This window comes from Modestobacter sp. VKM Ac-2978 (assembly GCF_026968025.1).
GTDB lineage: Bacteria > Actinomycetota > Actinomycetes > Mycobacteriales > Geodermatophilaceae > Modestobacter.
Genome location: NZ_JAPVBP010000004.1, coordinates 212,835 through 239,316, shown reverse-complemented (window position 1 = coordinate 239,316; position 26,482 = coordinate 212,835). Strand labels below are relative to the sequence as shown.

23 protein-coding genes are annotated in these 26,482 nt (G+C 74.5%); 11 read left to right on the top strand and 12 right to left on the bottom strand.

The annotated features are described in order from the left end of the window. Positions 1–2 precede the first annotated feature (2 nt). The 3 genes from O2W53_RS12155 to O2W53_RS12145 are packed head-to-tail and all read left to right on the top strand — an operon-like array spanning position 3 to position 3,986. Positions 3–1,913, top strand: coding sequence for a branched-chain amino acid ABC transporter ATP-binding protein/permease (locus tag O2W53_RS12155; RefSeq protein WP_269163295.1), 1,911 nt, complete (start codon positions 3–5; stop codon positions 1,911–1,913). A 52-nt stretch (positions 1,914–1,965) separates the two neighbouring features. Continuing rightward, on the top strand, positions 1,966–2,790 hold the full coding sequence (locus O2W53_RS12150) for an ABC transporter ATP-binding protein (RefSeq protein ID WP_269163294.1): 825 nt from the start codon (positions 1,966–1,968) through the stop codon (positions 2,788–2,790). Further along, complete coding sequence (locus O2W53_RS12145) at positions 2,787–3,986, top strand: alpha-hydroxy acid oxidase (protein WP_269163293.1); 1,200 nt, start codon at positions 2,787–2,789, stop codon at positions 3,984–3,986. Before O2W53_RS12150 ends, O2W53_RS12145 begins: the two co-directional genes overlap by 4 nt. A 19-nt stretch (positions 3,987–4,005) precedes the next feature. Here the strand turns inward: O2W53_RS12145 and O2W53_RS12140 are convergent, their stop codons facing one another. The 4 genes from O2W53_RS12140 to pdhA form a co-directional block, all read right to left on the bottom strand. Continuing rightward, positions 4,006–4,449, bottom strand: coding sequence for a thioesterase family protein (locus O2W53_RS12140; RefSeq protein ID WP_269163292.1), 444 nt, complete (start codon positions 4,447–4,449; stop codon positions 4,006–4,008). Between the two features lie 73 nt (positions 4,450–4,522). Next, positions 4,523–5,941, bottom strand: coding sequence for a dihydrolipoamide acetyltransferase family protein (locus O2W53_RS12135; RefSeq protein WP_269163291.1), 1,419 nt, complete (start codon positions 5,939–5,941; stop codon positions 4,523–4,525). Continuing rightward, positions 5,938–6,951, bottom strand: a complete 1,014-nt coding sequence (locus O2W53_RS12130) for an alpha-ketoacid dehydrogenase subunit beta (protein WP_052090947.1) — start codon at positions 6,949–6,951, stop codon at positions 5,938–5,940. Before O2W53_RS12130 ends, O2W53_RS12135 begins: the two co-directional genes overlap by 4 nt. Further along, on the bottom strand, positions 6,951–8,042 hold the full coding sequence (pdhA, locus tag O2W53_RS12125) for a pyruvate dehydrogenase (acetyl-transferring) E1 component subunit alpha (RefSeq protein WP_269163290.1): 1,092 nt from the start codon (positions 8,040–8,042) through the stop codon (positions 6,951–6,953). Before pdhA ends, O2W53_RS12130 begins: the two co-directional genes overlap by 1 nt. A gap of 131 nt (positions 8,043–8,173) precedes the next feature. Between pdhA and O2W53_RS12120 the strand changes: the two genes are divergently transcribed. Both O2W53_RS12120 and O2W53_RS12115 read left to right on the top strand, forming a co-directional pair. After that, entirely contained in the window at positions 8,174–8,629 is a 456-nt protein-coding gene (locus O2W53_RS12120) for an Lrp/AsnC family transcriptional regulator (RefSeq protein ID WP_269163289.1), read from the top strand. Positions 8,630–8,750: 121 nt separating this feature from the next. After that, complete coding sequence (locus O2W53_RS12115; RefSeq protein WP_269163288.1) at positions 8,751–8,975, top strand: hypothetical protein; 225 nt, start codon at positions 8,751–8,753, stop codon at positions 8,973–8,975. 24 nt (positions 8,976–8,999) lie between these two features. On the opposite strand, the gene O2W53_RS12110 is transcribed toward O2W53_RS12115, so the two are convergent. Continuing rightward, positions 9,000–10,403, bottom strand: a complete 1,404-nt coding sequence (locus O2W53_RS12110) for a short-chain fatty acid transporter (RefSeq protein WP_269163287.1) — start codon at positions 10,401–10,403, stop codon at positions 9,000–9,002. A 196-nt stretch (positions 10,404–10,599) separates the two neighbouring features. On the opposite strand from O2W53_RS12110, the gene O2W53_RS12105 reads away from it, so the two are divergent. Beyond that, positions 10,600–11,331, top strand: coding sequence for an HpcH/HpaI aldolase family protein (locus tag O2W53_RS12105; protein WP_331253799.1), 732 nt, complete (start codon positions 10,600–10,602; stop codon positions 11,329–11,331). Positions 11,332–11,432: 101 nt separating this feature from the next. After that, complete coding sequence (gene gdhA, locus O2W53_RS12100) at positions 11,433–12,782, top strand: NADP-specific glutamate dehydrogenase (protein WP_269163286.1); 1,350 nt, start codon at positions 11,433–11,435, stop codon at positions 12,780–12,782. Positions 12,783–12,842: 60 nt separating this feature from the next. On the opposite strand, the gene O2W53_RS12095 is transcribed toward gdhA, so the two are convergent. The 4 genes from O2W53_RS12095 to O2W53_RS12080 all read right to left on the bottom strand — a co-directional run bounded on the left by O2W53_RS12095 (position 12,843) and on the right by O2W53_RS12080 (position 17,154). Then, positions 12,843–13,631, bottom strand: coding sequence for a DivIVA domain-containing protein (locus O2W53_RS12095; RefSeq protein WP_269163285.1), 789 nt, complete (start codon positions 13,629–13,631; stop codon positions 12,843–12,845). Beyond that, entirely contained in the window at positions 13,628–14,767 is a 1,140-nt protein-coding gene (locus O2W53_RS12090; protein WP_269163284.1) for a globin domain-containing protein, read from the bottom strand. Before O2W53_RS12090 ends, O2W53_RS12095 begins: the two co-directional genes overlap by 4 nt. Before the next feature lie 216 nt (positions 14,768–14,983). After that, positions 14,984–16,297, bottom strand: a complete 1,314-nt coding sequence (locus O2W53_RS12085) for a glucose-6-phosphate dehydrogenase (protein ID WP_269163283.1) — start codon at positions 16,295–16,297, stop codon at positions 14,984–14,986. Then, entirely contained in the window at positions 16,294–17,154 is an 861-nt protein-coding gene (locus tag O2W53_RS12080) for an NAD-dependent epimerase/dehydratase family protein (protein WP_269163282.1), read from the bottom strand. Before O2W53_RS12080 ends, O2W53_RS12085 begins: the two co-directional genes overlap by 4 nt. 127 nt (positions 17,155–17,281) lie before the next feature. On the opposite strand from O2W53_RS12080, the gene mug reads away from it, so the two are divergent. Beyond that, positions 17,282–17,785 (top strand): G/U mismatch-specific DNA glycosylase, encoded by a 504-nt coding sequence (mug, locus tag O2W53_RS12075; protein ID WP_269163281.1) that lies wholly within the window; start codon positions 17,282–17,284, stop codon positions 17,783–17,785. On the opposite strand, the gene O2W53_RS12070 is transcribed toward mug, so the two are convergent. From O2W53_RS12070 to O2W53_RS12060, 3 genes are all read right to left on the bottom strand, one after another. Beyond that, positions 17,775–18,857, bottom strand: coding sequence for an acetate/propionate family kinase (locus tag O2W53_RS12070; RefSeq protein WP_269163280.1), 1,083 nt, complete (start codon positions 18,855–18,857; stop codon positions 17,775–17,777). The genes mug and O2W53_RS12070 overlap by 11 nt on opposite strands. After that, a complete protein-coding gene (locus tag O2W53_RS12065; RefSeq protein WP_269163279.1) occupies positions 18,854–21,262 on the bottom strand; it encodes a phosphoketolase family protein in 2,409 nt (802 codons plus the stop codon). Before O2W53_RS12065 ends, O2W53_RS12070 begins: the two co-directional genes overlap by 4 nt. A gap of 95 nt (positions 21,263–21,357) precedes the next feature. Next, positions 21,358–22,695: a M20 family metallopeptidase gene (locus tag O2W53_RS12060; protein ID WP_269163278.1), complete on the bottom strand. Its 1,338-nt coding sequence runs from the start codon at positions 22,693–22,695 to the stop codon at positions 21,358–21,360. A 123-nt stretch (positions 22,696–22,818) separates the two neighbouring features. Here O2W53_RS12060 and O2W53_RS12055 point away from each other — a divergent pair, with 123 nt between their 5' ends. The 3 genes from O2W53_RS12055 to O2W53_RS12045 all read left to right on the top strand — a co-directional run bounded on the left by O2W53_RS12055 (position 22,819) and on the right by O2W53_RS12045 (position 26,305). Then, positions 22,819–23,847 (top strand): Atu2307/SP_0267 family LLM class monooxygenase, encoded by a 1,029-nt coding sequence (locus O2W53_RS12055; protein ID WP_269163277.1) that lies wholly within the window; start codon positions 22,819–22,821, stop codon positions 23,845–23,847. A 218-nt stretch (positions 23,848–24,065) separates the two neighbouring features. Further along, complete coding sequence (locus O2W53_RS12050) at positions 24,066–24,482, top strand: hypothetical protein (protein WP_269163276.1); 417 nt, start codon at positions 24,066–24,068, stop codon at positions 24,480–24,482. Positions 24,483–24,634: 152 nt separating this feature from the next. Then, positions 24,635–26,305 carry an HNH endonuclease signature motif containing protein gene (locus O2W53_RS12045; RefSeq protein ID WP_269163275.1) on the top strand — a complete coding sequence of 557 codons (1,671 nt, stop codon included), beginning with the start codon at positions 24,635–24,637 and terminating at the stop codon, positions 26,303–26,305. Positions 26,306–26,482: the final 177 nt, after the last annotated feature.

Genomic DNA, 26,482 nt, shown 5'->3' with positions numbered 1-26,482 from the left:
CCATGGTCGGTCGACCGGTCCGTCGACTGCCCCGGATCGGGGCCCGCAGCCGCCGCAGCCGCCGCGGCGACGTCATCGGCATCGCCGTCGTGGCGCTGCTGATGCTGGCGCTGCCCCTGGTCGCCTCCTCCAGCGTCATCAACGTCGGGGTGTACGCGCTCATCTACGCCCTCGCCGCGCTCGGGCTGTCGCTGCTGATGGGCCTGGCCGGCCAGGTCAGCCTGGGGCAGGCCGGCTTCTTCGCGATCGGGGCCTACACCCAGGCGGTGCTGGTCACCCGGTACGAGTGGAGCGGGCTGCCGGCGTCGGTCCTCGCGGTCGGGGTGACGATGCTGGCGGCGCTGCTGGTCGGGCTCCCGCTGCTGCGGCTGCGCGGCCACTACCTCGCCCTGGCCACCCTCGGTTTCGGCGTCATCGTCACCGTGCTGGCCACCGAGTCCGACTTCCTGGGCGCCACGTCGGGCATCTACGGCATCACCAAGCCGGAGATGAACGGCCGCACCTACAACTCGCCGACCGAGTACTACCTGCTGCTGGTCCCGGTCGTGCTGCTGGGCCTGTGGCTGGCCCGCAACATCGTGGAGAGCCGCATCGGGCGCGCGCTGGGCGCGGTCAACGACTCGGAGGTGGCCGCGGAGTCCCTCGGCGTGGACACCTTCCGGCTGCGGGTGCAGGTCTTCGTGCTCTCCGCCGCCTACGCCAGCGTCGCCGGGACGGCGTTCGCCCACTGGCTCGGGGTGATCAACCCGAACGCGGCCAACTTCCCGCTGTCGGTGAAGTTCCTGCTGATGGCGGTGCTCGGCGGCGTGGGCAGCGTCTACGGCGCGGTCGTCGGGGCCTTCGCCGTGGAGGGGCTGGACGACGGGCTGCGCCGGCTGATCCCGGAGCTGCTGCCCGGCGCGGTCGGCGAGGTGCAGCTGATCGGGTTCGGCATCCTGCTCACCACGATCATGATCTTCCTGCCCGGTGGTCTGCACCAGCTGTGGACCGGGGCGCGCCGACGGATGGCCGGCAGCGAGCCCGAGCCCGGCGGCGACGAGGAGGAGATCCACCTGGAGCAGGTGGCCGACGACGTGCCGCTGCTCGCGCGCGAGGGCCGGCCGGCCCCGGGCACGCCGCTGCTGGAGGTGCGCGGGCTGACCAAGCGCTTCGGTGGCGTCACCGCCGTCGACGACTTCGACCTCACCGTCTCGGCGGGGGAGATCGTGGCGCTGATCGGGCCCAACGGTGCCGGCAAGACCACCGCGTTCAACATGATCAGCGGTGCGGTCACCCCGACCGCTGGCGAGGTCACCATGGCCGGCACCCGGGTCGAGGGGCGCAAGCCGCACGTGTTCGCCCGGGCCGGGGCGACCCGCACGTTCCAGAACCTGCAGATCTTCACCTCGGCCACCGTGCTGGGGAACGTGATGGTCGGCCGCCACCTGCGCAGCCGTTCCGGGATGCTCGGGGCCGCGCTGGTGCTGCCGGCCCGGCGGGAGGAGCGCGCCGTCGAGGAGTCGGCGCGCGAGCTGCTGGAGCTGCTCGGCCTGGGGGAGGACGCCGACCGGCTCGCCGCCGACCTGCCCTTCGGCCGGCAGCGGCTGGTCGAGATCGCCCGGGCACTGGCCCTGGACCCCGACCTGCTGCTGCTCGACGAGCCGATGGCCGGCCTGTCCGGCACGGAGCGGCGCGAGCTGGCCCGGTTGCTGCGTCGGCTCCGCGCCGGCGGCATGGCGATCGTGCTGGTCGAGCACGACGTCGAGGCGGTGCTCGCCCTCGCCGACCGGGTCGCCGTGCTGGAGGACGGCGTCCGCATCGCGCTGGGCACGCCCGACGAGGTGCGGCACGACCCGGCGGTGATCGCGGCCTACCTGGGCGTCGAGCCGGAGGACGGTGCCGCGGCCGCGGTCGCCGAGGCGGGCGCACCGTGAGCCGGTCGAGCGTGGGCAGACCGGTGCGTGCCGGGTCCGGGGAGGGACGGCCATGAGCCTGGAGGTCCGTGGACTGCACGCCGGCTACGGCCGGCTGGCGGTGCTGCACGGCATCGACCTGAGCGCGGGGGACGGCGAGCTGGTCGCCGTCATCGGCGCGAACGGTGCGGGCAAGACGACCCTGCTGCGGGCGCTGTCCGGGCTGCTGCCGGTCACCGCCGGCACGGTGCACGTGACCGGCACCGACGTCACCGGGTACGGGCCGGAGAAGCTGGCCCGCACCGGGCTGGCGCACGTGCCGGAGAACCGGCTGGTGTTCCCGTCGCTGAGCGTGGCCGACAACCTGGTGCTGGGTGGCTACACCCGGCGGCGGGGGCCGGCGTCGGCCCGGACGGAGGCCCGCGACCGGGCGATGGCGCTGTTCCCGCGGCTGGAGCCGCGGCTGGAGCAGGCGGCCGGGACGCTGTCCGGCGGTGAGCAGCAGATGCTGGCGATCGCCCGGGGGCTGATGGCCCAGCCCCGGGTCCTGGTGCTGGACGAGCCCAGCGTCGGGCTGGCGCCGCGGCTGGTGGGGGAGATCTTCTCCGCCCTCGGCCAGCTCCGCGACGACGGGCTGACCCTGGTCGTCGTGGAGCAGAACGCCCGGGCCGCCTTCGCCGTCGCCGACCGGGTCTCGGTGATGGACCGCGGGCGGGTGGTGCTCGAGGGCGACCCCGCGGCGCTGTCGACCGACCCGCGGGTCTCCGGCGGCTTCCTCGGCGGTGGCTTCGCGGCCGACGCCGACGCCGATGTCGCCCCTGCTGCCGAGGCTCCCGGTGGGACCCCGGTGGTCCCCGGGTCGGGAAGCGGTGCGACCCGGGCCACCGAGCGGACGTGACGCCGGCGGAGATGGTCGCGCTGCTGCGGGTGCAGCGGCCGGAGCTGGACGGCGACCGGCGCCGGCTGGCCCGCTGCCACACGGTCGCGGACCTGCGGGCCACGGCCCGCCGGCGGCTGCCGCGCGCGGTCTTCGACTACGTCGACGGCGCCGCCGAGGACGAGGTCTCGATGCGCCGCAACCGCAGCGCCTTCGACGAGCTGGAGCTGGTGCCTTCGGTGCTCTGCGACGTCGGGGAGGTCGAGCTCGGCACCGAGGTGCTCGGTGCCCGCACGGCGCTGCCGCTGGTGCTGGGGCCCACCGGGTTCACCCGGATGGTCCACCCGGACGGCGAGCTGGCCGTGGCCCGGGCGGCTGCGGCCTGCGGCATCCCGTACACCGCGGCCACCCTGGGCACGACGTCGCTGGAGGACATCGCCGCCGCGGGCAGCCCGCCGCAGTGGTTCCAGCTCTACGTCTGGCGCGACCGGGGGTTGTGCAAGGAGCTGATCAACCGGGCCCGGGAGGCCGGCTACCGGGCCCTGGTGCTGACCGTGGACACCCCGGTGCCCGGGGCCCGGGAGCGGGACCTGCGCAACGGCCTGACCATCCCGCCGGAGCTCGGGCTGCGCACGCTGGCCGACGGCGCCCGGCGGCCGCACTGGTGGTGGGGCCTGCTCCGCTCCGAGGCGGTCACCTTCGCCAACGTGCGGCACGTGGCCGGTGGGCCGCAGGCGGTGATGGAGTTCGTGGGCCGGCAGTTCGACCCGACCGTCACCTGGGACGACATCGCGTGGATGGTCGAGGCGTGGGGCGGGCCGTTCGTGGTGAAGGGCGTGCTGACCGCGGCCGACGCCCGGCGGGCAGCGGCGGCCGGGGTGGACGCCGTCGTGGTCTCCAACCACGGCGGCCGCCAGCTGGACCACGTCGGGGCGACGGTGACCGCGCTGACGGAGGTCGTGGACGCCGTCGGCGACGAGCTCGAGGTGCTGGTCGACTCCGGTTTCCGGCGGGGCACCGACGTCGCCAAGGCCCTCGCCCTGGGCGCCCGTGCGGTGCTGCTGGGCCGGCCGCAGCTGTACGGGCTGGCCGTCGGTGGTCAGGCCGGGGTCGAGCGGGCGGTCGACCTGTTCGCCGCCGAGCTGCGCCGGGCGCTGCAGCTGCTCGGGGTCACCGACGTGGCGCAGCTCGACCGCTCGGTGTTGCGCCGCCGCTGAGCCCGCGCCCGGGGGCAGCTCAGCGGGGCTGGGCCGCTCCGTCCCGTCGTGCCCGCGCGGCCGGGCCGATCCGTGCCTCCAGCAGCTCCTCGGGAAGGACCACCTGCACCGTCGTCCCGCGGCCGAGCTCCCGGCCCTCGGCGTCGGTGGCCGTGCACGCGCAGGTCAGCCGGTTGCCCGAGACCTCCGTGCAGCGGGCCACCACCGTGACGGTGTCCCCGACCCAGCTGGGCCCCAGGTGCTCGACCGCCACCGACCGGCCGATCCCCGCCGAGCCCGGCGCGAGGTACTGCAGCAGCAGCTTGCGGCCGGCCTCCTCGAAGTGCTTGGCCATGCTGTACGTCGCGTAGACCGGGTGCACCGGGCCCAGTTCGTCGAAGTGCACGGTGAGCTCGGGGGTGACGACGAGCTCCAGCGTCGCGGTCGCCCCCACGGGGATGTCGAGCGCAGGTACGTCGGGCATGGGTCTCCTCAGGCAGCGGGGCCGGCGGGGACCACGGGGGTCCCCGCCGGGCGGGCGGGCAGCGGCCGGCCGGTCACAGCCGGGGGATGGCCGACGCCGGGTCCTCGATCGCGTCGGCCACCGCCCGGATGAACCCCGACGCCGTCCCGCCGTCGCACACCCGGTGGTCGAAGACGAACGACATCTGGGTGATCTTCCGGACCACGATCTCGCCGTCCACCACCCACGGCCGGTCGAGGATGCGGCCGAAGCCGAGGATCGCCACCTGCGGGTGGTTGATGATCGCCGCGCTGCCGTCGACCCGGAACCCGCCGTAGTTGTTCAGCGTGAAGGTGCCGGCGCTGAGCTCCTCGGCGCTGGCGCGGCCCTCGCGCGCCCGGGCGGTGAGCGCCCGGATCTCCCGGTCGAGCTGCTCGGTGGTCATCGTCTCCGCGCCCAGCACCGCCGGGACGACGAGCCCGCGGTCGCTCTGCACCGCCAGCCCCAGGTTGACCCGGTCGTGCTCGACGATCTCCTGGCGCTCGGTGTCCAGCCGGGAGTTGAGCACCGGGTACTGGCGCAGGCCGGCGACGACGAAGCGGGCCAGGTAGGCCAGCAGCCCTGGCCCGGGGTCGCTCACGGTGCGCGCGCTCTCCCGCAGCTCCACCAGCGGCGTGGCGTCCACGTCGACCCAGACGGTCGCCTCGGGGATCTCCGCCCGGCTGCGGGACAGCGCGGCCGACACCGCCCGGCGGAACCCGTTCAGCGGGATCCGGCGCTCGCCGTCCACCGGGGTGGCGGACGGCGCCGGGGGCGCGGCCTCGGCGGCGGCCGGTGCGGTGTCGGCGGCCGGTGCGGTGGAGGCCAGCTCCACGTGGGCCCGGGTGATCACCCCACCGCCGTTCGCCGCGGCCAGCCCGTGCAGGTCCACGCCCTTCTCCCGCGCCAGCCGGCGGACCAGCGGGGAGACGACCTTCGGCACCCCGCGAGGGGCACCGGGCTCCTCGTCGGCAGCGCCGGCCGGAGCCGGTGAGGGATCGGGAGCCGGCGCCGGATCGGGAGCCGGCTCGGGAGCGGCGGTGGCCGGTGCGGGGTCCGGCTGCCCGGAGGGACGGGGACGGCGCCGCCGTCCCGAGCCGGTGCTGGCCTGCGTGCCGTAGCCGATCAGCACGTTGCCGGAGCCGGCCTGCTCCTCCTCCCGGTAGGCCTCCGCCTCGGGGGAGTCGGCGGCGTCGGGCTGGACCGGCGCGGCGGCCGGCTCGGGCGCCGACTCCGCGGCGGTCACCGTGATCAGCGGTTTGCCGGTCAGCACGGTCTCGCCCTCGGCGGCGTGCAGCGTGGCCACCCGCCCGGCGAACGGGGTGGGGACGTCGACGACCGACTTCGCCGTCTCGACCTCCACCACGATCTGGTCGACGGCCACGACGTCGCCCTCGGCCACCAGCCAGCGGACCACCTCGACGTCGGTGAGGCCCTCGCCCAGGTCGGGCAGCAGGAAGGTCTCCGCGCTCACGACAGGTCCCACTGCAGGTCGTCGACGGCGTCGAGCACCCGGTCGACCCCGGGCAGCTGGACGTGTTCGAGCTTGGGCGAGGGGAAGGGGATGTCGAAGCCGACGGCCCGGCGGACCGGTGCAGCCAGGGAGTGGAAGCAGCGCTCGGTGACCCGCGCGACGATCTCGGAGGCGACGCTGGCGAAGCCGGGGGCCTCGGCGACCACCACGGCGCGCCCGGTGGAGCGGACCGCGGCGCAGACCGTCTCGTCGTCGAACGGCACGATCGAGCGGAGGTCGACGACCTGCAGGCTGCGTCCCTCCTGCGCGGCGACCTCCGCGGCCTCCAGGGCGACCGGGACGGAGGGGCCGTAGGCGATCAGCGTGGCGTCGGTGCCCTCGCGGCGGACCATCGCCCGCCCGATGCCGGGCAGCTCGGCGCCGAGGTCGACCTCCTCCTTGGTCCAGTAGAGCTTCTTGGGCTCCATGAACACCACCGGGTCCGGCGAGGCGATGGCCGCGCGGAGCAGCCGGTGGGCGTCCGCGGCGTTGGCCGGGGTGACGACGTGCAGGCCGGGGGTGTGCGCGTAGTAGGCCTCGGAGGAGTCGCAGTGGTGCTCGACCCCGCCGATCCCGCCGGCGTAGGGGATGCGGATGACCATCGGCAGCGAGACCTTGCTGCGGGTGCGGTTGCGCATCTTGGCCACGTGGCTGGTGATCTGCTCGAACGCCGGATAGGCGAAGGCGTCGAACTGCATCTCCACCACCGGCCGCATGCCGTTCATCGCCATCCCGACGGCCATGCCGACGATGCCGGACTCGGCCAGCGGCGTGTCGAAGCAGCGGGTGTCGCCGAACTCGGCGGTGAGCCCGTCGGTGATCCGGAAGACCCCGCCCAGGGCGCCGACGTCCTCGCCGAAGACGACCACCGAGTCGTCCTCGGCCATCGACTCCCGCAGGGCGCGGTTCAGCGCCTGCGCCATGGTGAGCTTCTCGTGCCCGACGGTCCCCGTCGTCGCAGTGCTGGTCATCAGTGCTCGTCCTCTCGGCTCAGCTCGTCGGCCACGACGGCGGCCTGCTCGACCAGCTGCGGTGTCGGGGTGGCGTAGACGTGCGCGAACAGCTCGGCCGGCTCGGGCGTCGAGTCCTGGGCCAGCTCCGTGCGCATCCGGGCGGCGAGCTGGTCGGCGTCGGCGGTGACGGCGGCCAGCTGGGCGTCGTCGAGCAGGTCGTGCTGGCGCAGCCAGGTCTCCAGCCGGGCCACCGGGTCGCGCTGCACCCAGCCGGCCACCTCGTCGTCCTGCCGGTAGCGCCGGGAGTCGTCGGCGTTGGTGTGCGGCTGCATCCGGTAGGTGTGCGCCTCGACGAGCTGCGGGCCCTCCCCGGCCCGGGCCCGCGCCATGGCGGTGCCGAGCACGGTGAGCAGGGCCGCGACGTCGTTGCCGTCCACCCGCTCGCCGGGCACCCCGTAGCCGATGCCCTTGTGCGCCAGTGAGGGGGCGACCGACTGGCGGGCCAGCGGCACCGAGATCGCGTACTGGTTGTTCTGCACCAGGAACACCACCGGCGCCCGGAAGACGGCGGCGAAGTTCAGCGCCTCGTGGAAGTCGCCCTCGCTGGTCGCGCCGTCACCGCACAGCGCGAGCGCGACGGTCGGCTCGCCGCGCAGCCGGGCGGCGTGCGCGACGCCGACCGCGTGCAGCAGCTGGGTGGCCAGCGGGGTCGCCTGGGGCGCGACCTTGTACCGGTGGGGGTCGTAGCCGGAGTGCCAGGCACCCTGCAGCGGCAGGAACGCCTCGGCCACGTCGACGCCCCGGATCACCACGGCGGCGGTGTCCCGGTAGGTGGGGAAGAGCCAGTCGTCGTCGGTGAGGACCTGGGCGGCGGCCACCTGGCACGCCTCCTGCCCGTGCGAGGAGGGGTAGACGGCGAGCCGGCCCTGGCGGGCGAGCGCGCCGGCCTGGTCGTTGATCCGACGGGCGGTGGTCAACCCGGCGAAGGCGCGCAGCAGGGTGGCGTCGTCCGGCAGCTCGTGCGCGGCCTCGGCCACGGTCTGGCCGGTGGGGTCGATCAGCTCGACCGGGTGAGGTGACGGCAGGAGGAGATCCAGGTCACGTGTCATGGTGGGATCGTGGATGAGGCGTCATCTGCGCGCCAGGGGCTGGCCAGATGCGAGAGGACGTCGCGTCGAACCGCCCCGGATCGAGCCAGATGTCCAGCGCCCGACCGCGAAACACCCGGAGGAGAAGACACGTGGCCAGTGCCCTGGACGACATCGACCGCCGCATCCTGGACGAGCTGACCGCCGACGGCCGGATGCCCATGCGGGCCCTGGCCGAGAAGCTGCACATCTCCCGGGCCAACGCCTACGCCCGCGTCGAGCGGCTGCGGGCCTCCGGGGTGATCCGGGGGTTCTGCGTCGACATCGACCCGGTCGCGGCCGGGCTGGGCACCTCGGCATACGTCACGCTCAACACCCGCCAGGCCGACTGGCGGCACGTCCGGGAGCGGCTGCGCGCTCTGCCGGGGATCGCGCACATCGGCCTGGTCGGTGGCGAGTTCGACGTCATCCTGCTCGTCCGCGCCCGGGACAACGCCGACCTGCGGCGGCTGGTGCTCGACGAGATCCAGGGCATGCCCGGCGTGCTGAGCTCGCGCACGCTGCTGGTGTTCGAGGAGCCGCCGCCGCTGGCCTGCGCCCGGGCCTGACGGACTGGCAGCCCTCCTGCGGTCGGTGGCGTTCCTGCCGCTGGCACCCCGGCACCGGCGGGGTCATCGTGGAGGCACGGCACCCCACCCGGGGCGCCGACCTGCTGGACGGGGGAGCCCGGTGGAGCTGTTCCTGTTCCTGGCCCTCTGCGTGCTGTTGTTCCGAGCCCTGGGGCGGAGCTCCCGGCCGGAGTCCCCGCCGGCCCGGCCGCGCACCGACACCTGGCTCGACGGGGTGGTCGACGCCGTGGTGCAGCTGGCCGGCGACGTCGTCCGCGGGGTGCGGACCCTCACCCGGCTGGACGCCGCCAACCGGGAACGGCGCGGCCGGTCGCCCTGGAGCTGACCGGCCGGCCGTCGCCGGCGTGCCCTAGGCCAGCACCCCGAGCAGCAGCGTCACCGTGCCGAACACCAGGCCCGAGGCGATCAGCGTGACCGTCGTGTACCCGAGGATGTCGCGCATCTTGAGCCCGGCGATGGCCAGCACCGGGAGCGCCCAGAACGGCTGGATCATGTTCGTCCACTGGTCGCCGTAGGCGATCGCCATGATCGCGACAGCCGGGTCGACACCCAGGCTCTGCGCGGCGTCGATCATGACCGGCCCCTGGACGGCGAACTGACCGCCGCCGGAGGGGACGAAGAAGTTGACGACGCCGGCGGACAGGAAGGCGAGCAGGCCGAACGTCGCCGGGGAGGCGATGTCGACGACGGCGTCGGAGAACACGGCGATCAGGCCGGTCGTCGACATGATCCCCATGATCCCGGCGTACAGCGGGAACTGGAGCAGGATCTCCCCGACGTTGGCGGCCGCGTTCTTCACCAGCGCGATCAGCTCGAACGGGTTGCGGACGAGCAGGAAGATCAGCGCCAGGAACGTCCAGTTGACGATGTCCAGGGTGGCGGTGCCGCCGTCGACGTAGTGGTGCACCAGGTAGGCGACCAGCGCCAGGCCGACCAGGGTGGTGACCAGCCGGCTGCCGTCGACCCGGTCGGCCGGGGTGACCACCTCGTCGTCCAGCGCCACCCCCTCGGTGTCGCGCACGTCGGCCGGCAGCTCGATCACCCGGTCACCACCACGGGGTGCGACCGCGGCCAGCGCGAGGCCGACGACCAGGATCGTGACCACGGCCGCGGTGATGTTCCACCAGGTGAAGATGGTCTCGCTGATCGGGATGGTGCCGCCGAGGGTCTCGGCGAGGAAGGAGTCCTCGGTCGCGGCGGTGAGCGGGCCCGAGCCGGAGTAGCCCATGTGCCAGATGACGTAGCCGGAGTACCCGGCGGCCACCAGCAGCGGGAAGTGCAGGCGCTGGCCGCGCTCCCGCCCCTGGACGGCCAGTTCCCGGGCCAGCAGCGCGCCGACGACCAGGCCCAGGCCCCAGGTGATCAGCGAGGCCAGCGCCGCGATCACGAAGACGTAGAGGTAGGCCTGCAGCGCCGTCCTGGGCACGGCGGCCAGCCGGGTGAGCAGCCGCCGCACCGGCGCGGTGTTGGCCAGGGTGTGCCCGAGCAGCAGGATCAGGGCCATCTGGGTCATGAAGGCCAGCAGCCCCGACAACCCGTCGCCCCAGCCGTCCAGGACGTCGATGGGGCCGGCGTCGGTGAGCAGCAGCGCGAGTGCGGCCACGACGAACGTCAGCACCACGGCGAACACGAGCGCGCTGGGGATGTACCGCTCGACGACGGCGTTGACCGGCCGCATCAGCGAGGACAGGCCGCTCGACCGACCCGGTGAGCTGGAGTCGGCATCGGTCCCGGTGCGTGGGGTCCTGGTCATCACTGCTCGCTCTCGGGAGGCCGGGTGGCCGGGGCCACGCCGGGAAGGCTGTCCGGGCGCCGGCCGCACGGCGGGGAGTCCCGACGACGGCAGCCGCGATCCAGGGATCTTGGCACCCGCACCGCCGCCGCGCGCAACAGGTCGGGCGGCACACTGGGGGCGTGCTGGTCGAGGAGCGGGACACGGGGCGGGACGCGTGAACGTGGAGCCGGGCGGAGGCCGCACCCTCCGCGAGCGATGGGCGGCGGGGGAGGCCTGCCACGGGCTCTGGAGCCAGCTGCCTGGCGCGATGACCGCGGAGCTGCTGGCCCGCGCCGGCGCCGACTTCGTCGTGCTGGACCTGCAGCACGGCGCGCTCGCCGAGGCGGAGCTGCCGGGGGTGACCGCGGCGGTGACGGCGGCCGGCTCGGTGCCGCTGGTCCGCACCCGGAGCGCGCAGTTCGCCGACGTCGGCCGGCCGCTGGACCTCGGTGCCCACGGCGTCCTGGTCCCGAACGTGCTCGGTGCCGACCACGTGCGGGAGGTCGTCGCCGCCTGCTGCTACGCGCCGCGGGGCAACCGGTCCGCCGGGCGGCTGTCCGGCGGGGTGGACGAACCGCTGGTGCTGGTCGTGCTGGAGACCGCGCAGGCGCTGGCCGAGCTCGACGCAGTGCTGGCCGTCGACGGCCTCGACGGGGTCTACGTCGGCCCGGTCGACCTGGCCTCGTCCCTCGGGCTGGCCGGCGACCCGGCGCAGCTGCAGGAGGTCCTCTCCTCGGTCATCACGCGGGCCCGGGCCGCGGGCGTGCCCGTCGGCGTGCACGCCTTCGACGGGGCCGGGGCGGCGTCCCACGCGGCGCAGGGGGCCACGATCGTCACCGCGGCCATGGACACCACCGCGCTCGCCTCCGCCCTGGCCGAGCAGCTGCGGCTGGCCCGCGGGGCCTGACGGAGCGGGCGTGTCCCCGCCCGCTGCCGGAGGGCGCGGGTTGAGCGGGCAGACCTGGGGCAGTGGTGTGGTGCACGCCACATCGAGGACAGGAGCAGGTCATGGACACCGACGTGTCGGCGGTCGTCGAGCAGATCTACCAGGACGTCCTGCAGCGGAACCCCGGGGAGACCGAGTTCCACCAGGCGGTCCGGGAGGTGCTGGACTCGCTGGTCCCCGTCCTGGCCCGGCACCGCGAGTACGCCGAGATGAAGACGATCGAGCGGATCTGCGAGCCGGAGCGGCAGGTCATCTTCCGGGTGCCGTGGCAGGACGACCGGGGCGAGGTGTGGATCAACCGTGGCTTCCGGGTGGAGTTCAACTCGGCGCTGGGGCCCTACAAGGGCGGGTTGCGGTTCCACCCGTCGGTGAACCTGGGCATCGTGAAGTTCCTGGGCTTCGAGCAGATCTTCAAGAACGCGCTCACCGGCATGCCGATCGGCGGCGGCAAGGGCGGCTCGGACTTCGACCCCAAGGGCCGGTCGGACGCCGAGGTGATGCGGTTCTGCCAGTCGTTCATGACCGAGCTCTACCGGCACCTGGGCGAGTACACCGACGTCCCGGCCGGGGACATCGGGGTCGGCGGGCGGGAGATCGGCTTCCTGTTCGGCCAGTACAAGCGGATCACCAACCGGTACGAGTCCGGCGTGCTCACCGGCAAGGGGCTGGGCTGGGGCGGCGCGCAGGTGCGCACCGAGGCGACCGGCTACGGCGCGGCCTTCTTCGCCGCGGCGATGATGGAGGTGCGCGGTGACTCCTTCGACGGCAAGCGGGTGACCGTCTCCGGCTCGGGCAACGTGGCGGTCTACGCGATCGAGAAGGTGCACCAGCTCGGCGGCACGGTGGTGGCCTGCTCGGACTCGGCCGGCTACGTGGTCGACGAGAAGGGCATCGACCTCGAGGTGCTCAAGCAGGTCAAGGAGGTCGAGCGGGCCCGGATCAGCGGCTACGCCGACCGGGTGGCCTCAGCCCGCTTCGTCGAGGGCGGCAGCATCTGGGACGTCCCGTGCGATGTCGCCATCCCCAGCGCCACGCAGAACGAGCTGGACGCCGACGCAGCCCGCGCGCTGATCGGCAACGGGTGCCGCTACGTGGTCGAGGGCGCCAACATGCCGACCACGCCGGACGCCGTGCGAGAGCTCCGCGGCGGCGAGGTGGCGTTCGCCCCGGGGAAGGCGGCCAACGCCGGCGGGGTGGCCACCTCGGCGCTGGAGATGCAGCAGAACGCCTCCCGGGACCGCTGGACCTTCGAGCACAGCGAGCAGCGGCTGGAGGAGATCATGCGGGCCATCCACGCCCGCTGCCATGAGACGTCCGAGGAGTACGGCGCCCCCGGCGACCTGGTGCTCGGCGCGAACGTGGCCGGCTTCCTGCAGGTCGCCGGGGCCGTCCACGCGCACGGCCTCGTCTGACCGGAGCTCTGGCGTGATCGGCGCCCCGCGGCCGAGCCAGGCCGCGGGGCGCCGCTCGGCTCAGGCGGAGGAGCGGGACGCCGGGACGGCCCCGGCGGGTTCGGGGGTGTCGCCGGGTTCGCCGGTCGCGTTGGCGGCGAAGGCCACGTCCGGCCGGCCGCGCTCGAGCTGCTGGGGCCGGGTCCCGCGCGGCGGCGTGGGCAGCGCGCCCGGGTGCGCCCGTCCCCACTCCGTCTCCACGTCGCTGAGCAGCGCCTCCAGGTAGGAGCGCAGCTGCACCCGGCAGGCCTGGCTGAAGGCCTTGAGGTAGGCGACCTGCTCCTGCAGCTCCTCGGACTCCGGCTGGCGCGCGCCACCCATCGGGACGCCGTTGCCGCGCATCGCCGCAGCGGCCTCCTGCGCTGCCTCGATGATCGCGCCGGCCTTCTCCCGCGCCGCGGTGAGCTGCTCCTCGTACTGGGCGCGCGCCTCGCTGGTCATCTGCCGGCTGAAGTCCTCCGCCTCGGCCACGTAGTCGTCGGCGGTCAGCTGCGCGGTGGCCAGGATGCCGACGGCCTGGTCGCTGGGGGAGGGCCGGGACGCCGCGGCGTCCACCTGCTCCTGCAGCGACTGCAGGTGCGCGCGCAGCTGGGCGTTCTCCTCGGCGAGCTGGACGTTCTCCCGCGCGAGCCGGCCGTTCTCGTCGGTGAGCTGGGCGAGCCCGTCGGCCGCCCGGGTCACGAAGGCGTCGACCTCGCGATTGGTGTAGCCGGGGTGCAGCATGCTCGCCGGGGTGAAGTGGACGGCGCGGAGGTCATCGGCCGTGGGCGGCCCCGCCTCGTAGCCGGACCCGTTGTGGCTGGTGGTCATTCGGTCACCTTCCCGTCGAGAGTCGGGCTCGGTCGGCTGGGGGCGAACACCTCGGTGCGGATGCGCGCCATGGGCACCCCCGAGTGGATGAGGCGGGTCACGGTGTCCTCGATCATGGCCGGGTTGCCGGCGATGTACACGTCCCGGCTGTTCCAGGGGCCGTGCCGGAGGACGACGTCGCCGATGTCCCCGTGCTCGGAGGGCGACCCCTTCTCCTGGGAGACCGCCGGCGTCACCGTCAGCCACGGGTGCTCCTGCTCCAGGCGGCGCAGGTCGGCCCGGTCGTAGAACGCGTCCTCGGTCCGCGCACCGACGAAGAGGTCGACCCGCCGGGCCGGTCCGTGCCGGGCGACCTGGTCGACGACCGCCTTCAGCGGCGCCAGCCCGGTGCCGCCGGCGACCAGCAGCAGGTCGCGGTCGGACTCGGTGTCCAGGCTGAGGTGCCCGACCGGGGGCCCGAGCCGCATCACGTCGCCCACCTGGGTCAGCCGGACCAGCGCGGAGCTGACCGGGCCGCCGTCCCGGGCCTTGACGTGCAGCTCCAGCACGCCGTCGGACCGGGGGGCGTTGGCGGGGGAGTACCACCGCCACAGCCGCGGGCGCTGGTCGATCTCCAGCGAGATCGCCTGTCCGGGCAGGTACTCCAGTGGCGTCCGCGGGCGCACGTGCACGACGGCGACGTCCAGGGTGCGCCGTTCGTGCGCGACCACCTCGGCCTCCCACCAGGCCGGCTGCTCGGCCACCTCGTCGGCCGCACCGATCATGACCTCGGCGATCAGGCCGTAGGCCTCGGTCCAGGAGGCGGCCACTTCGTCGTCCCAGTCCTCGTCGAAGTGCTCGAGGGTGGCCAGCAGGCTGGCCCCGACGGCGGGGTAGTGGGCGGCGAGCGCGCCGAACTTGCGGTGGTCCCGCCCGAGCTGCTGCAGGATCGGCACCAGGGCCTCGAGGTCGTCGACCCGGGCCATGACCTCACCCAGGGCGGCGAACAGCCGGTCGCGCTGGGTCGCCATGGACACCGGGAACATGTCCCGCGTCTCCGGGTGGGTCAGGAACAGGTGGGAGTAGAACCACAGCGGGACCTGGTCTCCGTGGGCGGCCGCCTTGCTGAAGCTCGCCCGCATCGCGGGGATGTCCACTCGCTCGGTCCTCCTCCTGGTCGGCGTTCGGTGCGCCCCTCAGCGCCGGCGCTGCCTGCCGTGCTCACCGCCGGTAGCCGAAGGGCCACGGACACGACGGCGAGTCTGGTCGCTCCGCACGGGCGATGCCACTCGTGGATCACCAGGTGGACCGGGCGGTGGACCACTCGGTGGACCCCCACCGACCGGCGCCGGAGCTCCGGCGGTGGGCCGTGGTCAGCGTTCCCCGGGCGGCCCGGCGGAGCCGGCGGGGTGCTCCAGCAGCGGCGGCTCGCCGGCGGCCCAGGCCCGCAGCACCGGGTCGACGAACCGCCAGGCCTCCTCGGCCTCCGCGGCGCTGACCGCGGTGCGGCTGCTGCCGGACAGCACGTCGGTGAGCACCGCGCTGTAGGCGCTGCGCTCGCCCGGTGCGTGCACCGCCACCCCGGCGCCGGCCTGCTGGGCGCCGTCCAGCGGGACCTGCAGCCGGTCCTCGGCGACCCGCTCGACCCCCGGCGGGCACTCCGCGGGCGCCGGCGTCCGGAGGTGCAGCGCCACGTGCTTGCGGTCCGCGGCCAGGGCCTTGCCGGTGCGCAGCACGAACCGGGTGCCGGCCCACCGGGGCGTGTCCACCGTGAACTCCAGCTCGGCGAAGGTCTCGGTGCACCGGGCCGGGTCGACGCCGTCCTCGTCGACGTAGGCCCGGGTGGACGGGCCGGCCGTGTAGCGCGCCCGGCGGGTGGCCCCCACCTCGGGCACCCGCACCGCCCGGAGCAGGTCCAGCCGTACCCGGTGCAGGTCGGCCTCGGCGGACGTCGCGGGCGGCTCCATCGCCAGCACGGTCAGCACCTGGACCAGGTGGTTCTGCAGCACGTCGCGCAGCGCGCCGGTCCGGTCGTAGAAGCCGGCCCGGCCGCCGACGTCCAGCGTCTCCTCCCAGACGACGTCGACCCGGGCGAGGTGCTCGGCGCTCCACCGCCCGGCCAGGACGCCGCCGGGCTGCCGGAGCTCCTGCAGGGCGGCCACCGCCGGCATGCCCAGGAAGTGGTCGACCCGGAAGGCCGCCTGCTCGACGTCGCCGGTCGCCGCCGCCAGCAGCGCGTTCAGCGCCTGTGCGTCGGGCAGGTCCCGGCCGAACGGCTTCTCCACCGCGATCCGGCTGCCCGGCGGGAGCCCGGCAGCCCCCAGGGCCCGGACGGCCGCGGGGAACAGCACGGGCGGCAGCGCCAGGTACCCGGCGACCGGCCCGGTCCCGGTGAAGGCGGTCACCGCGGCCGCGACGGTGTCCGGCTCGGCCAGGTCGACCCGGCGGTAGCGGGCGGCGTCCACCAGCGCCTGCCGGGCGGTCGCCGGCAGGTCACCGGCGTGCTCCCGCAGCCGGGTGGCGACGTGCTCGGCGAACCGGGCGTCGTCCCAGTCCTGCTCGGCGGCCCCCAGCAGCTGCAGGTCTCCCGGCAGCCGGCCCGCCGCGAGCGACTCGGCGAGTGCGGGCAGCAGGAAGCGGCCGGCGAGGTCGCCGGTGGCGCCGAGCAGGAGCAGCCGGGAGATCACTGGCCGACGGTGTCCCGCCAGGAGTGCTCGGGCGCGAAGCCGAGCACCCGGCGGGCCTTGTCGATCGACAGCAGCGTCTCGTGCTCGCCGACCTCCCGGCGGCGCGGGACCCCGGGGAACTGCGCGTCCAGCAGCTCGTCGTTCGGCCGGGCGGAGACCGTGTCGGCGTTGGCCACGATGAACACGTCGGCCCCGGGCTCGCGGTGCTCCAGCCCGCGGCGCACCGCCTGGGCGCCGTCGCGGGCGTCGATGTAGCCCCACAGGTTCCAACGCCGCACGGCCGGGTCGGCGTCGTAGCCGGGGAAGGCGGCGTAGTCCTCGGGGTACATGACGTTGCTGAACCGCAGCCCGGTCATCGACAGGTCCGGGTGCCAGCGGCACAGCTGCCGGGCCAGCTCCTCCTCCAGCGTCTTGACCAGCGAGTACGTGGTCGTCGGCCGGGGCGCGTACTCCTCGTCGACCGGGACGTAGGGCGGGGCCTCGTCGAAGGGCAGGCCCAGCACCGTCTCGCTGGAGGCCCAGACGATCTTCCGGACGCCGGCCCGCAGCGCGGCGCTGTAAACGTTGTAGGAGGCGGTCACGTTGTTGGCGAAGGTGGCCGCGTTCGGCAGCAGGCCGGGCGCCGGGACGGCGGCCAGGTGCACCAGGGCGTCGATCGGCGCGCGGTGCTCGTCGAAGCCGGCCAGCGCCTCGACCGCCTGGCCGGAGTCGGTGAGGTCGACGACCGCGGACTCGACGTCGGCCCGCGGGCTGGGCACCCGGTCCAGGGCGAGGACGTCCCAGCCCTGCTCGACCAGGTGGGTGACCACCGCCCGGCCGAGCTTCCCGCTGCTGCCGGTGACCGCTGCCCGCGCCATGGTTCTCCTCTGTCCGTCGACTGGTCTCGCAGGCGATGTGCCCGGGACAGCCTCGCCCGTGCCGGGCCCGGCCGCACACCGGGGCGGGAGACTGGCCGCCATGACAGCGCACGGAGGGTCGAAACCGGTGCCCGACCTGATCGCCCCGGGCCTGGACGTGCTGTTCTGCGGGATCAACCCGTCGCTGCGGTCGGCGGAGACCGGTCAGCACTTCGCCCGGCCGGGCAACCGGTTCTGGCCCGCGCTGCACCTGGCCGGCCTCACCCCGCGCCAGCTGACCCCGGCGGAGGGCCCGGAGCTGCTGCGCCACGGGCTCGGGGTGACCAACGTCGTCGACCGGCCGACCCGGACGGCGGCCGAGCTGGACCCCGCCGAGCTGCGCGCCGGCGCGCAGGCGCTCGAGGCGCTGGTGGCCCGGTACCGGCCGCGGGTGCTCGCCGTCCTCGGGGTCACCGCCTGGCGACAGGCGTTCGACCGGCCGAGGGCCTCGCTGGGGCGCCAGCCCGAGCGGGTCGGCGGGGTGACCACCTGGGTCGCGCCGAACCCCAGCGGGCTCAACGCCCACCACCAGCTGCCCGACCTGGCCCGGCTGTACCGGGAGCTGCGCGACGCCCCCGAGGTCAGCGGCTGAGCTCGCGGAGCACCCGGCGGGCCTGCCGGTCCAGCACGACCTCCTCGTCGGCCGGGACGACGAGGGTGCGCACCGCCGCTCCCGCGGCGGACAGGTCCCCGGGGGCGGACGCCGCGGGGTCCAGGACGACGCCGAGGTGGGCCAGCCGGTCGGCGACGGCGGCGCGCACGGTCGCCGAGTGCTCGCCCACGCCGCCGGTGAACACCAGGGTGTCCAGGCCGCCGAGCACCGCGGTGTACCCGGCGACGGCGACCGCCACCGATCGGCTGAGGACGTCGAGGGCCAGCCGGCTGTCGGCGTCCCCGGCGTCCGCCCGCTCGGTGATCTCCCGGACGTCGGTGGAGCCGGCGATCCCGGCCAGCCCCGAGCGGTGGTCGACCAGGTCGCGCAGCTCCTCGACCGACCAGCCGCGGTCGGCCAGGAACAGCAGCGCGTCGGGGTCCAGGTCGCCGCTGCGGCTCGCCGACAGGACGCCGCCGGTGGGGGAGAAGCTCATCGAGGTCGCCACCGACCGGCCCTCGGCCACCGCGGTGACGCTGCAGCCGCCGCCCAGGTGGGCGATCACCGCCCGGCCGAGCTCGGGGACGGTGTCGACCACGTGCTCGAGGTTGAGCCCGTGGAAGCCGTAGCGCCGCACCCCGAGGGCGTCGACCTCGGCCGGCAGCGGCAGCCGCCGGGCCTCCGCGGGCAGGTCGGCGTGGAACGCGGTGTCGAAGCAGGCGACCTGCGGCAGGTCCGGCCACTGCGCCCGGGCGGCCTCCATCTCCGCGACGTCCCCGGGCAGGTGCAGCGGGGCGAAGGGCGCCAGCGCCCGCAGCGACGCGAGCAGCTCGTCGTCCACCAGCGCCGGGCGGACGTGCTCCGGCCCGCCGTGCACCACCCGGTGGGCGACGGCGACGAGCTGGATGCCCTCGGCGGCCACCCGGTCGGCCAGCTCGGCGACCGCGGTGCGGGCGTCGTCGACCGGCCGGGTGACGTGCACGTCGAGCAGCCGCTGCCCGGCCGCGTCGTGCACGGCGGCCTTCAGGGAGCGGGAGCCGGGGTTGACGGCCAGGACGGCGCCGTCGGTCATCCCCGTGCCGCCCCCGCGCCCCAGGTCCAGTCCCGGACCTCCGGCATGTCCTCCAGGTGCTCGCGGACGTACCCGTGGTGCCGGTCGAGCTGCGCGCGGCAGAACCGGACCAGCTCCGCGCCCCGCTCCGGTGCCCGCCGGGAACGGCGCAGCGCCTCGATCACCAGGTGGTACCGGCTCATCCGGTTGAGCACCACCATGTCGAAGGGGGTGGTCGTCGTCCCCTGCTCCTCGAAGCCGCGCACGTGGAAGCGGGCCGGGTCGGGGCGGCCGTGCAGCAGCTGGTGCACCGCGCGGGGGTAGCCGTGGAAGGCGAAGACGACGTCGGTGTCGGCGGTGAACAGCTGGTCGAAGTGCTTGTCGGAGAACCCGTGCGGGTGGTCGTCCGGGGGGAGCAGGCCCATCAGGTCGATCACGTTCACCATCCGGACCCGCAGCGCGGGCACCCACTCCCGCAGCAGCTCGGCGGCCGCCAGGGTCTCCATCGTCGGGACGTCGCCGGCCGCGGCGAGGACGACGTCCGGTTCCCCCTGCCCGTCGTCCTCGGTGCCGGCCCAGTCCCACACCGACGCCCCGGCCGCCGCGTGCGCGTGCGCCTGCTCCAGGGTCAGGTACTGCAGGTGCGGCTGCTTGTCGGCGATGAGCAGGTTGACGTGGTCGGTGCTCTGCAGGCAGTGCTCGGCGACCGACAGCAGGGTGTTCGCGTCCGGCGGCAGCCACACCCGCACCACCTGCGGGGAGAGCGGGATGACGGTGTCCAGCAGGCCGGGGCCCTGGTGGCTGAAGCCGTTGTGGTCGTTGCGCCAGCAGGTGCTGGTCAGCAGGATCGTCAGCGAGGAGACCGGCGCCCGCCAGGGCAGCGTCGCGGCGTGCTGCAGCCACTTCACGTGCTGGACCACCATCGAGGCGCTCACCATGGCGAAGGCCTCGTAGGTGGCGAAGAGGCCGTGCCGGCCGGACAGCAGGTAGCCCTCCAGCCAGCCCTGGCAGAGGTGCTCCGACAGCACCTCCATGACCCGGCCGTGCGGGGAGAGGTGGTCGTCGGTGGGCAGCACCTCGGCCTGCAGGCAGCGGTCGGTCACCTCGAACACCGACTGGAGCCGGTTGCTGGCCGTCTCGTCGGGACAGAACAGCCGGAACGTCCCGCCACCGTCGTCGGTGGTGGTGCGGGCGTAGACGTCGCGCAGCAGCTCACCGAGCGGGTGGGTGGTCTGGGCGTAGGTGGTCCCCGGCGCGGGGACGTCGACGGCGTAGGGCTCCAGCGGGGGCAGGTCCAGCGGGGTGCGCCGGCGCCCGCCGTTCGCGTACGGCGTCGCGCCCATCCGCAGGTCGCCCTCGGGGGCCAGCGCGGCCAGCTCGGGCACCAGCGCGCCCTCGGCGGTGAAGAGGGTCTCGGGGGAGTAGGAGCGCAGCCAGTCCTCCAGCAGGGCCAGGTGCGCGCCGTCGGTCTGCACCCCCGACAGCGGCACCTGGTGCGCGCGGAAGGTGCCCTCGATCTGCACGCCGTCGACCTGCGCGGGGCCGGTCCAGCCCTTGGGCGTGCGCAGCACGATCGCCGGCCAGCCCGGGCGCACGTCCTCGGCCCCGCCGCGGGCGGCGGCCTGGATCTCCCGGATCCGGTCGTGCGAGGTGCGCACGGCGGCCTCCAGGTCCCGGAACACCGCGCGCGGGTCGTCGCCGGAGACGAACACCGGCGCCCAGCCCTGGCTGCTCAGGTAGTCGGCGATCTCCCCGTCCGACGACCGACCCCACACCGTCGGGCTGTTGATCTTGTACCCGTTCAGGTGCAGCACCGGCAGGACGGCGCCGTCCCGGCGGGCGTCCAGGAAGGCGGGGATCTTCCAGGAGCCGGACAGCGGGCCGGTCTCCGCCTCGCCGTCCCCGACCACACAGGCCACCAGCAGGTCGGGGGAGTCGAAGGCCGCCCCGGCGGCGTGCACCAGCGCGTAGCCGAGCTCGCCGCCCTCGTGGATGCTGCCCGGGGTCTGCACGCTCACGTGGCTGGGGACGCCGCCGGGGGTGGAGAACTGCCGGAACAGCCGGTGCACCCCCTCCGCATCCCGGCTCACCTGCGGGTAGACCTCGCTGTAGGTGCCCTCCAGGTAGGTGGCGGCGACCAGCGCCGGGCCGCCGTGCCCCGGCCCGGCGACGTAGAGGCACGGGGTGCCGGTGCGCCGGATCAGCCGGTTGAGCTGCACGTACAGCGCCGACAGCCCCGGGCTGGTGCCCCAGTGGCCGAGCAGCCGCGGCTTGACGTCGGGGTGCGCGAGCGGCCGGGCGAGCAGCGCGTTGTCCCGCAGGTAGATCTGGCCGACGGTGAGGTAGTTGGCTGCGGCCCACCAGCGCAGGTCCAGGTCGAGTTCGTCGTCGGGGTAGTGCACCGTCGCGGTCGCCTGCTCGGTCATGCGCTCCACACTGTCGGTCGCGGGTGAACGCCGGGGGTCGGCGCGGTCCGATCGTGCGCGGACCGGGCCGTCGGGCGCCCGGGTCGAAGGTCCCGTCACCCCAGCAGGTCGGTGAGCTCCAGGACGCCGCCGTCCGCCTCGAACTCCGCCCTCGCCGCGGCCAGCACGGCCGGGTCGACCAGCGCGTCCAGCGCGGTGAGCGCCAGGCCCACCGCCCCGTCCAGCACCGCCCGGTCACCGGCCGGGGAGGCGGCGGCCTCCGCGAAGCCGGTGGTGTGCATGGAGGTGTCCGGCCCGGCGATGGCGATCATCGGGTGGATCGAGGGCACCCGGACGCTCACGTTGCCCAGGTCGGTCGACCCGGCCAGCGACGCCGGGGTCACGCCGGGCGGGAGTGCGGTGCGGCCGCGGCGGGCCTGGTGCCTGGTCCACCGGGCGGCGAGCTCGAGGTTGGCCCGGATCGGCAGGTAGGCCGGCAGCTCGTCCCAGAACAGCTCGTAGCCGCAGCCGGTCATCTCCGCTGCGGCGGCCATGACCGCCTCCACCCGGCGGCTGAGGTCGGCCAGCGTCTCCGGCGTCGCGGAGCGCACGTAGTACAGCGCCTCGGCGGTCTCCGGGACGACGTTGGGCCGCTGCCCGCCGTCGGTGATGACGCCGTGCACCCGGTCGGTGTCCGGGACGTGCTGGCGCAGCATCGCCACGCCGTTGTAGCCGGCGACCACGGCGTCCAGCGCGTTGCGGCCCATGAACGGCTGGGCCGAGGCGTGCGCGGCGATGCCGGTGTAGACGGCGCGCAGCTGGCGGCGGCCGAGGAAGGGCTGCACCGCGGCGTCGTAGGAGAACGGGTGCAGCATCACCACGGCGTCGACGCCGTCGAACGCGCCGGCGCGGGCCATCACCTCCTTGCCGCCGCCGCCCTCCTCGGCGGGGGTGCCCAGCAGCAGCGCCGTCCCGGCGACCCCGCCGTCGGCCAGCACGGCGGCCAGACCGAGGAAGGCGCCCACGGCGGATGCGCAGATGACGTTGTGGCCGCAGCCGTGGCCGATGCCGGGCAGCGCGTCGTACTCCGCCAGCACCGCCACCGTCGGCCCGCCGCTGCCGACGCGGGCCCGCAGCGCCGTCTCCAGGCCGAAGACGCCGACCTCTGCCTCGATCCCGGAGCGGGCCAGCAGGTCGGCCACCGCCCGGGCGGACCGGTGCTCTTCGTACCCCTCCTCGGGATGGGCGTGCAGGTCGTGGCTGAGCGCCAGCAGGTCCGCCGACGCCGACTCGATCGCCTGCTCGGCCCGGGCCAGCAGCTCCTCGGGGGCGCCGTCGTGGGCCGAGGCGAGCGGCTCGGCGGTGGCGGCCGCACGGTCGGTGGCCGCGCGCAGCTGGTCCAGGTGGGCGGGGTCCGCCGGGCGGGGGAGCCGGGCGTCGGCGTGGTCGGTCATGTGCCGTGTCTACCCGGTGCCGGGCCACCCGGGCGGTCCGGTGGGGAACGATCCAGGAGGACGGGTGGTTGAGCGCTTGATGGACGCCGACCCACGTCGTCCGCGAACCCTCAGGAGGACCCCATGCACCTCGGCGTCGACAGCTTCGTCTCAGCGGTGACCGACCCGACCACGGAGCGCCTCGTCGGCCCCGAGGAGCGGATGGCGGACCTGCTGGAGGAGATCGAGCTCGCCGACCGCGTGGGGCTGTACTCCTTCGGGATCGGCGAGCACCACCGCAGCGAGTACTACGACTCGGCGCCGGCGGTCATCTTGGCGGCCGCCGCGGCGCGGACCTCCCGGATCCGGCTCGGCAGCGCGGTGACCGTGCTCAGCGCCGCCGACCCGGTGCGGGTCTTCCAGCAGTTCGCCACCCTCGACCTGATCGCCAAGGGCCGGATCGACCTGGTGGTCGGGCGCGGTTCGTTCACCGAGGCCTTCCCGCTGTTCGGCCTCTCGCTGGGCGACTACGACACCCTCTTCAGCGAGAAGCTCGACCTGCTGCTGCAGATCCGCGACTCCGAGCAGGTCACCTGGTCCGGCCGGCACCGCCCGGCGCTGACCGGCCAGGGCGTGTACCCGCGGCCGCTGCAGGACCCGCTGCCGATCTGGGTGGGCGTCGGGGGCAGCCCGGAGTCCTTCGCCCGGGCCGGCCTGCTCGGGCTGCCGCTGATGGTCGCGATCATCGGCGGCGAGCCGCGCCAGTTCGCGCCGCTCATCGACCTCTACCGCCGCGCCGGTGCCCAGGCCGGGCACGCCCCGGAGAAGCTGCAGGTGGGGCTGCACGTGTTCGGGTACGTCGCCGACAGCAACCAGGCTGCCGCGGACACCATCTACCCGGGGTGGCACGAGATGTTCGCGAAGATCTCCCGCGAGCGCGGCTTCTCCCAGCCGTCCCGGGCGCAGTTCGACGCCACCAGCGGGCCGAACGGGGCCTTCTTCATGGGCGACCCGGACACCGTGGCCGAGAAGCTGGTGCGGATCTCCGGGCAGCTCGGCGGGGTCGACCGGATCTCGCTGCAGATGACCAACCCCCGGCTGGCGCACGCCGACCTGCTGCGCGGCATCGAACTGCTCGGCACCGAGGTGTTGCCGAAGGTCGCCGACGCCTGACCCGGTCAACCGTGGGGGCGGCCGGAACGGGTGTGTACCGGCTGCCACCACCGCGGCACGCGGTGTCGTCCGCACGCACATGCAGCGGTGCGGTGACGGACGACGAACCCTGCGCGACGACGTTCCGCGCAGATCTCGAAGACGCCGCCGACCGGTCCAGCGATCTCGGTGCACAGCCTGAGACTGACCGCCCTGGTCGCTGCGGATGAGTGGCCTCGATGGAGGGACTCCTCGTGCGCATTCGACGCCTGTTCTCCGCCGTCCTGGTGGGCGCCGGTCTCAGCGTTGCGCTGGCCACACCCGCCCAGGCCGATCACGTCCTGCAGATCGTCACGATCGAGGGCGAGGACACGTGCAAGCTCGGCGGCACCATTCTGGGGAGCGGTGTCGACGTCTACGGCAGGTTGGTGCAGCGCAAGGTCGATGACGGCGTGACGACCAGCTACCGGTGCCAGTTCCGCGGGGTCTCGCAGTACGTGTCTGCGGACGGCGGTGTCGGCGATGGGTCCGACCTGCCGCGGAACGGTCTCCGTCTCACGGTGGCGTGCTGGCTGATGCCCGATTCCGAGGAGGAGTCGAGTTTCGGGAGTCTGCGAGTGACCCCGAGCGGGAACGCGACCGTCGATTGCCGGTGACTGCCGGTTGAGGGTGTGGGGGAGACGCCGGGCGCAGTGATGGCAGCGGGCAAAGACCGCTGCAATCACTGACGTGAACTCGGCATGGAGCCGGCCGTGTAGACCTGCCGGTAAGAGTCGGAACTGTCGTACCCCGTCCGTAGCTTCGGGGTGTGTTCGAGGCCGGTGGGTTCGGGGTGGCGGTGACGGTGTCGCCGCGGTCCTCGGTGTCGGCGTCGCTGGCTGAGTTGCCGCCACCGCCGGCGGGGGTGACGCGTCGGCGTACCCGGTTGTCGGAGGTGCTGTCGCCGAGCGGGTTCACTGACGCGGGCCTGGTGGGGGAGTTGGCTGCGCTCGCCGACGTGCGGGCGCAGCTGGCTGCCTATGAGGCGGTGGTGGTGGCGGAGTTGGCTCGGCGTCGGCCGGTGGAGTGGGACCTGTCCGAGGAGCAGCCGGGTCACGGGTCCGAGGACTGGGCCCCGGTCAGGGTGCCGGTGGGGGTGTCGGAGTTCCTGGCCGATGAGCTGGCGCTGGTGGCGGGCATCTCGCGGACGGCGGCCACGGTGCTGGCCGAGCGGTCCCTGGTGCTGGTGCGTGAGCTGCCGGCCACCTGGGCTGCGTTGGCCGACAGCCTGATCGACCCGGCGCGGGCGAACGCGATCGTGCGGGCGCTGGGCGGCCAGTCGGTCGATGTCGGGGGTCGGGTGGAGCCGGGGATCGTGGCCGAGGTGGAGGCCCAAGCGCTGGGGTGGGCGGTGGCGGGGGAGACGCCGCGGCGGTTGCAGGAGCGGACGGCGGCGTTGATCGCGCTGGATGAGGCGGCGGCTGATCGGCGGCGGAAGCAGGCCGAGCGGTGTGCGGATGTGACCACCCGGGCCACCGCCGATGGCATGGGTGAGCTGGTCGCGGCGATGCCGGTGGCGGTGGCGTGCCGGGAGACGGTGGACGCCTACGCGCGGATGGCGAAGGCCGCGGGTGATGGGCGGCCGATCGGTCAGCTGCGGGCGCAGGTGATGGCCGACCTGATCTTGCGTCCGTGGGACACCAGCCGGGAGTCGGTGACCGCGCATCTGCACGTGCAGGCGCCGCTGCCGGCGCTGCGCACCCGTCCCACCGATGGTCGTGCCGCGCCAGGTGGAGCGCTCAGCGCGCCGAGCGGTGGGCGCAGCGCGCCGGGCGATGGCCTCAGCGCGCCGGGCGATGGGCGCAGCGCGCCCTGCGATGACCGGGATGCCGCCACGGTGGCCGGGGCGCCGATCACTGCCGGGCAGCTGCGGGAACTGCTGGTGCAGTTGGATGCGATCTGCCCCGGTGGGCTGCAGGCACCCACCGGCGGCAGCCTGGCCATCGACCTCACCGACCCGGTCACCGGGGCGCTGCGGGCGACGGTGACCCGCCCGGAGCTGGAGCGGCTGGCCCGCCGCGGCTGCCACACCCACCCCGACCGGGACTGCGGATGCGCGGTGCTGGACCGGCCACCGGCCGTCGACCGGTACACGCCGACCCCTGCGCAGTTCCGCTTCGTGCGGGCGCGGGACCGCACCTGCCGGCACCCCGGCTGCCGGCGACCGGCCGCCCGCACCGACCTCGACCACGTCTGCGCTCACCGCGACGGCGGGGCCACCGACTGCACCAACCTGTGCTGCCTGTGCCGGCGACACCACCGGCTCAAGACCCACGCACCCAGATGGCGCTTCACGATGACCGACAACGGCGTCCTGACCGTCACCACACCCTCCGGCGTCACCCGCACCACCCGACCACCCGGCCTCCGGCTGTCCCACCCCCCTGTGCTGACCGGCAGCGGGGCATCACCCGATCCGGACGATCCGCCCCCGTTCTGACACCCATGGCCTTCGGTTGCCTCGACGCGTGGACGTCGCGGACTCCTCCGGCAGACCACGTGACCTGCGGCTGCCTGGGGCCGGGGTGCGTCGCCGACCTCCTCCGCCGCGCACAGAGGTCGGCGGGACGGTCTGTGGGCTCCCGGTCCGGGCCCGGTTCGGTTGTGTGCGACCGGG

What these genes read in the sequence shown, in the direction of transcription:
- O2W53_RS12130 (WP_052090947.1), bottom strand. Translation starts at nt 6,951, where the DNA reads ATGACCAGCACTGCGACGACGGGGACCGTCGGGCACGAGAAGCTCACC.
- pdhA (WP_269163290.1), bottom strand. Translation starts at nt 8,042, where the DNA reads ATGACACGTGACCTGGATCTCCTCCTGCCGTCACCTCACCCGGTCGAG.
- O2W53_RS12155 (WP_269163295.1), top strand. Translation starts at nt 3, where the DNA reads ATGGTCGGTCGACCGGTCCGTCGACTGCCCCGGATCGGGGCCCGCAGC.
- O2W53_RS12095 (WP_269163285.1), bottom strand. Translation starts at nt 13,631, where the DNA reads ATGACCACCAGCCACAACGGGTCCGGCTACGAGGCGGGGCCGCCCACG.
- O2W53_RS12065 (WP_269163279.1), bottom strand. Translation starts at nt 21,262, where the DNA reads ATGACCGAGCAGGCGACCGCGACGGTGCACTACCCCGACGACGAACTC.
- O2W53_RS12060 (WP_269163278.1), bottom strand. Translation starts at nt 22,695, where the DNA reads ATGACCGACCACGCCGACGCCCGGCTCCCCCGCCCGGCGGACCCCGCC.
- O2W53_RS12055 (WP_269163277.1), top strand. Translation starts at nt 22,819, where the DNA reads ATGCACCTCGGCGTCGACAGCTTCGTCTCAGCGGTGACCGACCCGACC.
- O2W53_RS12110 (WP_269163287.1), bottom strand. Translation starts at nt 10,403, where the DNA reads ATGACCAGGACCCCACGCACCGGGACCGATGCCGACTCCAGCTCACCG.
- O2W53_RS12080 (WP_269163282.1), bottom strand. Translation starts at nt 17,154, where the DNA reads ATGGCGCGGGCAGCGGTCACCGGCAGCAGCGGGAAGCTCGGCCGGGCG.
- O2W53_RS12140 (WP_269163292.1), bottom strand. Translation starts at nt 4,449, where the DNA reads ATGCCCGACGTACCTGCGCTCGACATCCCCGTGGGGGCGACCGCGACG.
- O2W53_RS12050 (WP_269163276.1), top strand. Translation starts at nt 24,066, where the DNA reads ATGGAGGGACTCCTCGTGCGCATTCGACGCCTGTTCTCCGCCGTCCTG.
- O2W53_RS12150 (WP_269163294.1), top strand. Translation starts at nt 1,966, where the DNA reads ATGAGCCTGGAGGTCCGTGGACTGCACGCCGGCTACGGCCGGCTGGCG.
- O2W53_RS12070 (WP_269163280.1), bottom strand. Translation starts at nt 18,857, where the DNA reads ATGACCGACGGCGCCGTCCTGGCCGTCAACCCCGGCTCCCGCTCCCTG.
- gdhA (WP_269163286.1), top strand. Translation starts at nt 11,433, where the DNA reads ATGGACACCGACGTGTCGGCGGTCGTCGAGCAGATCTACCAGGACGTC.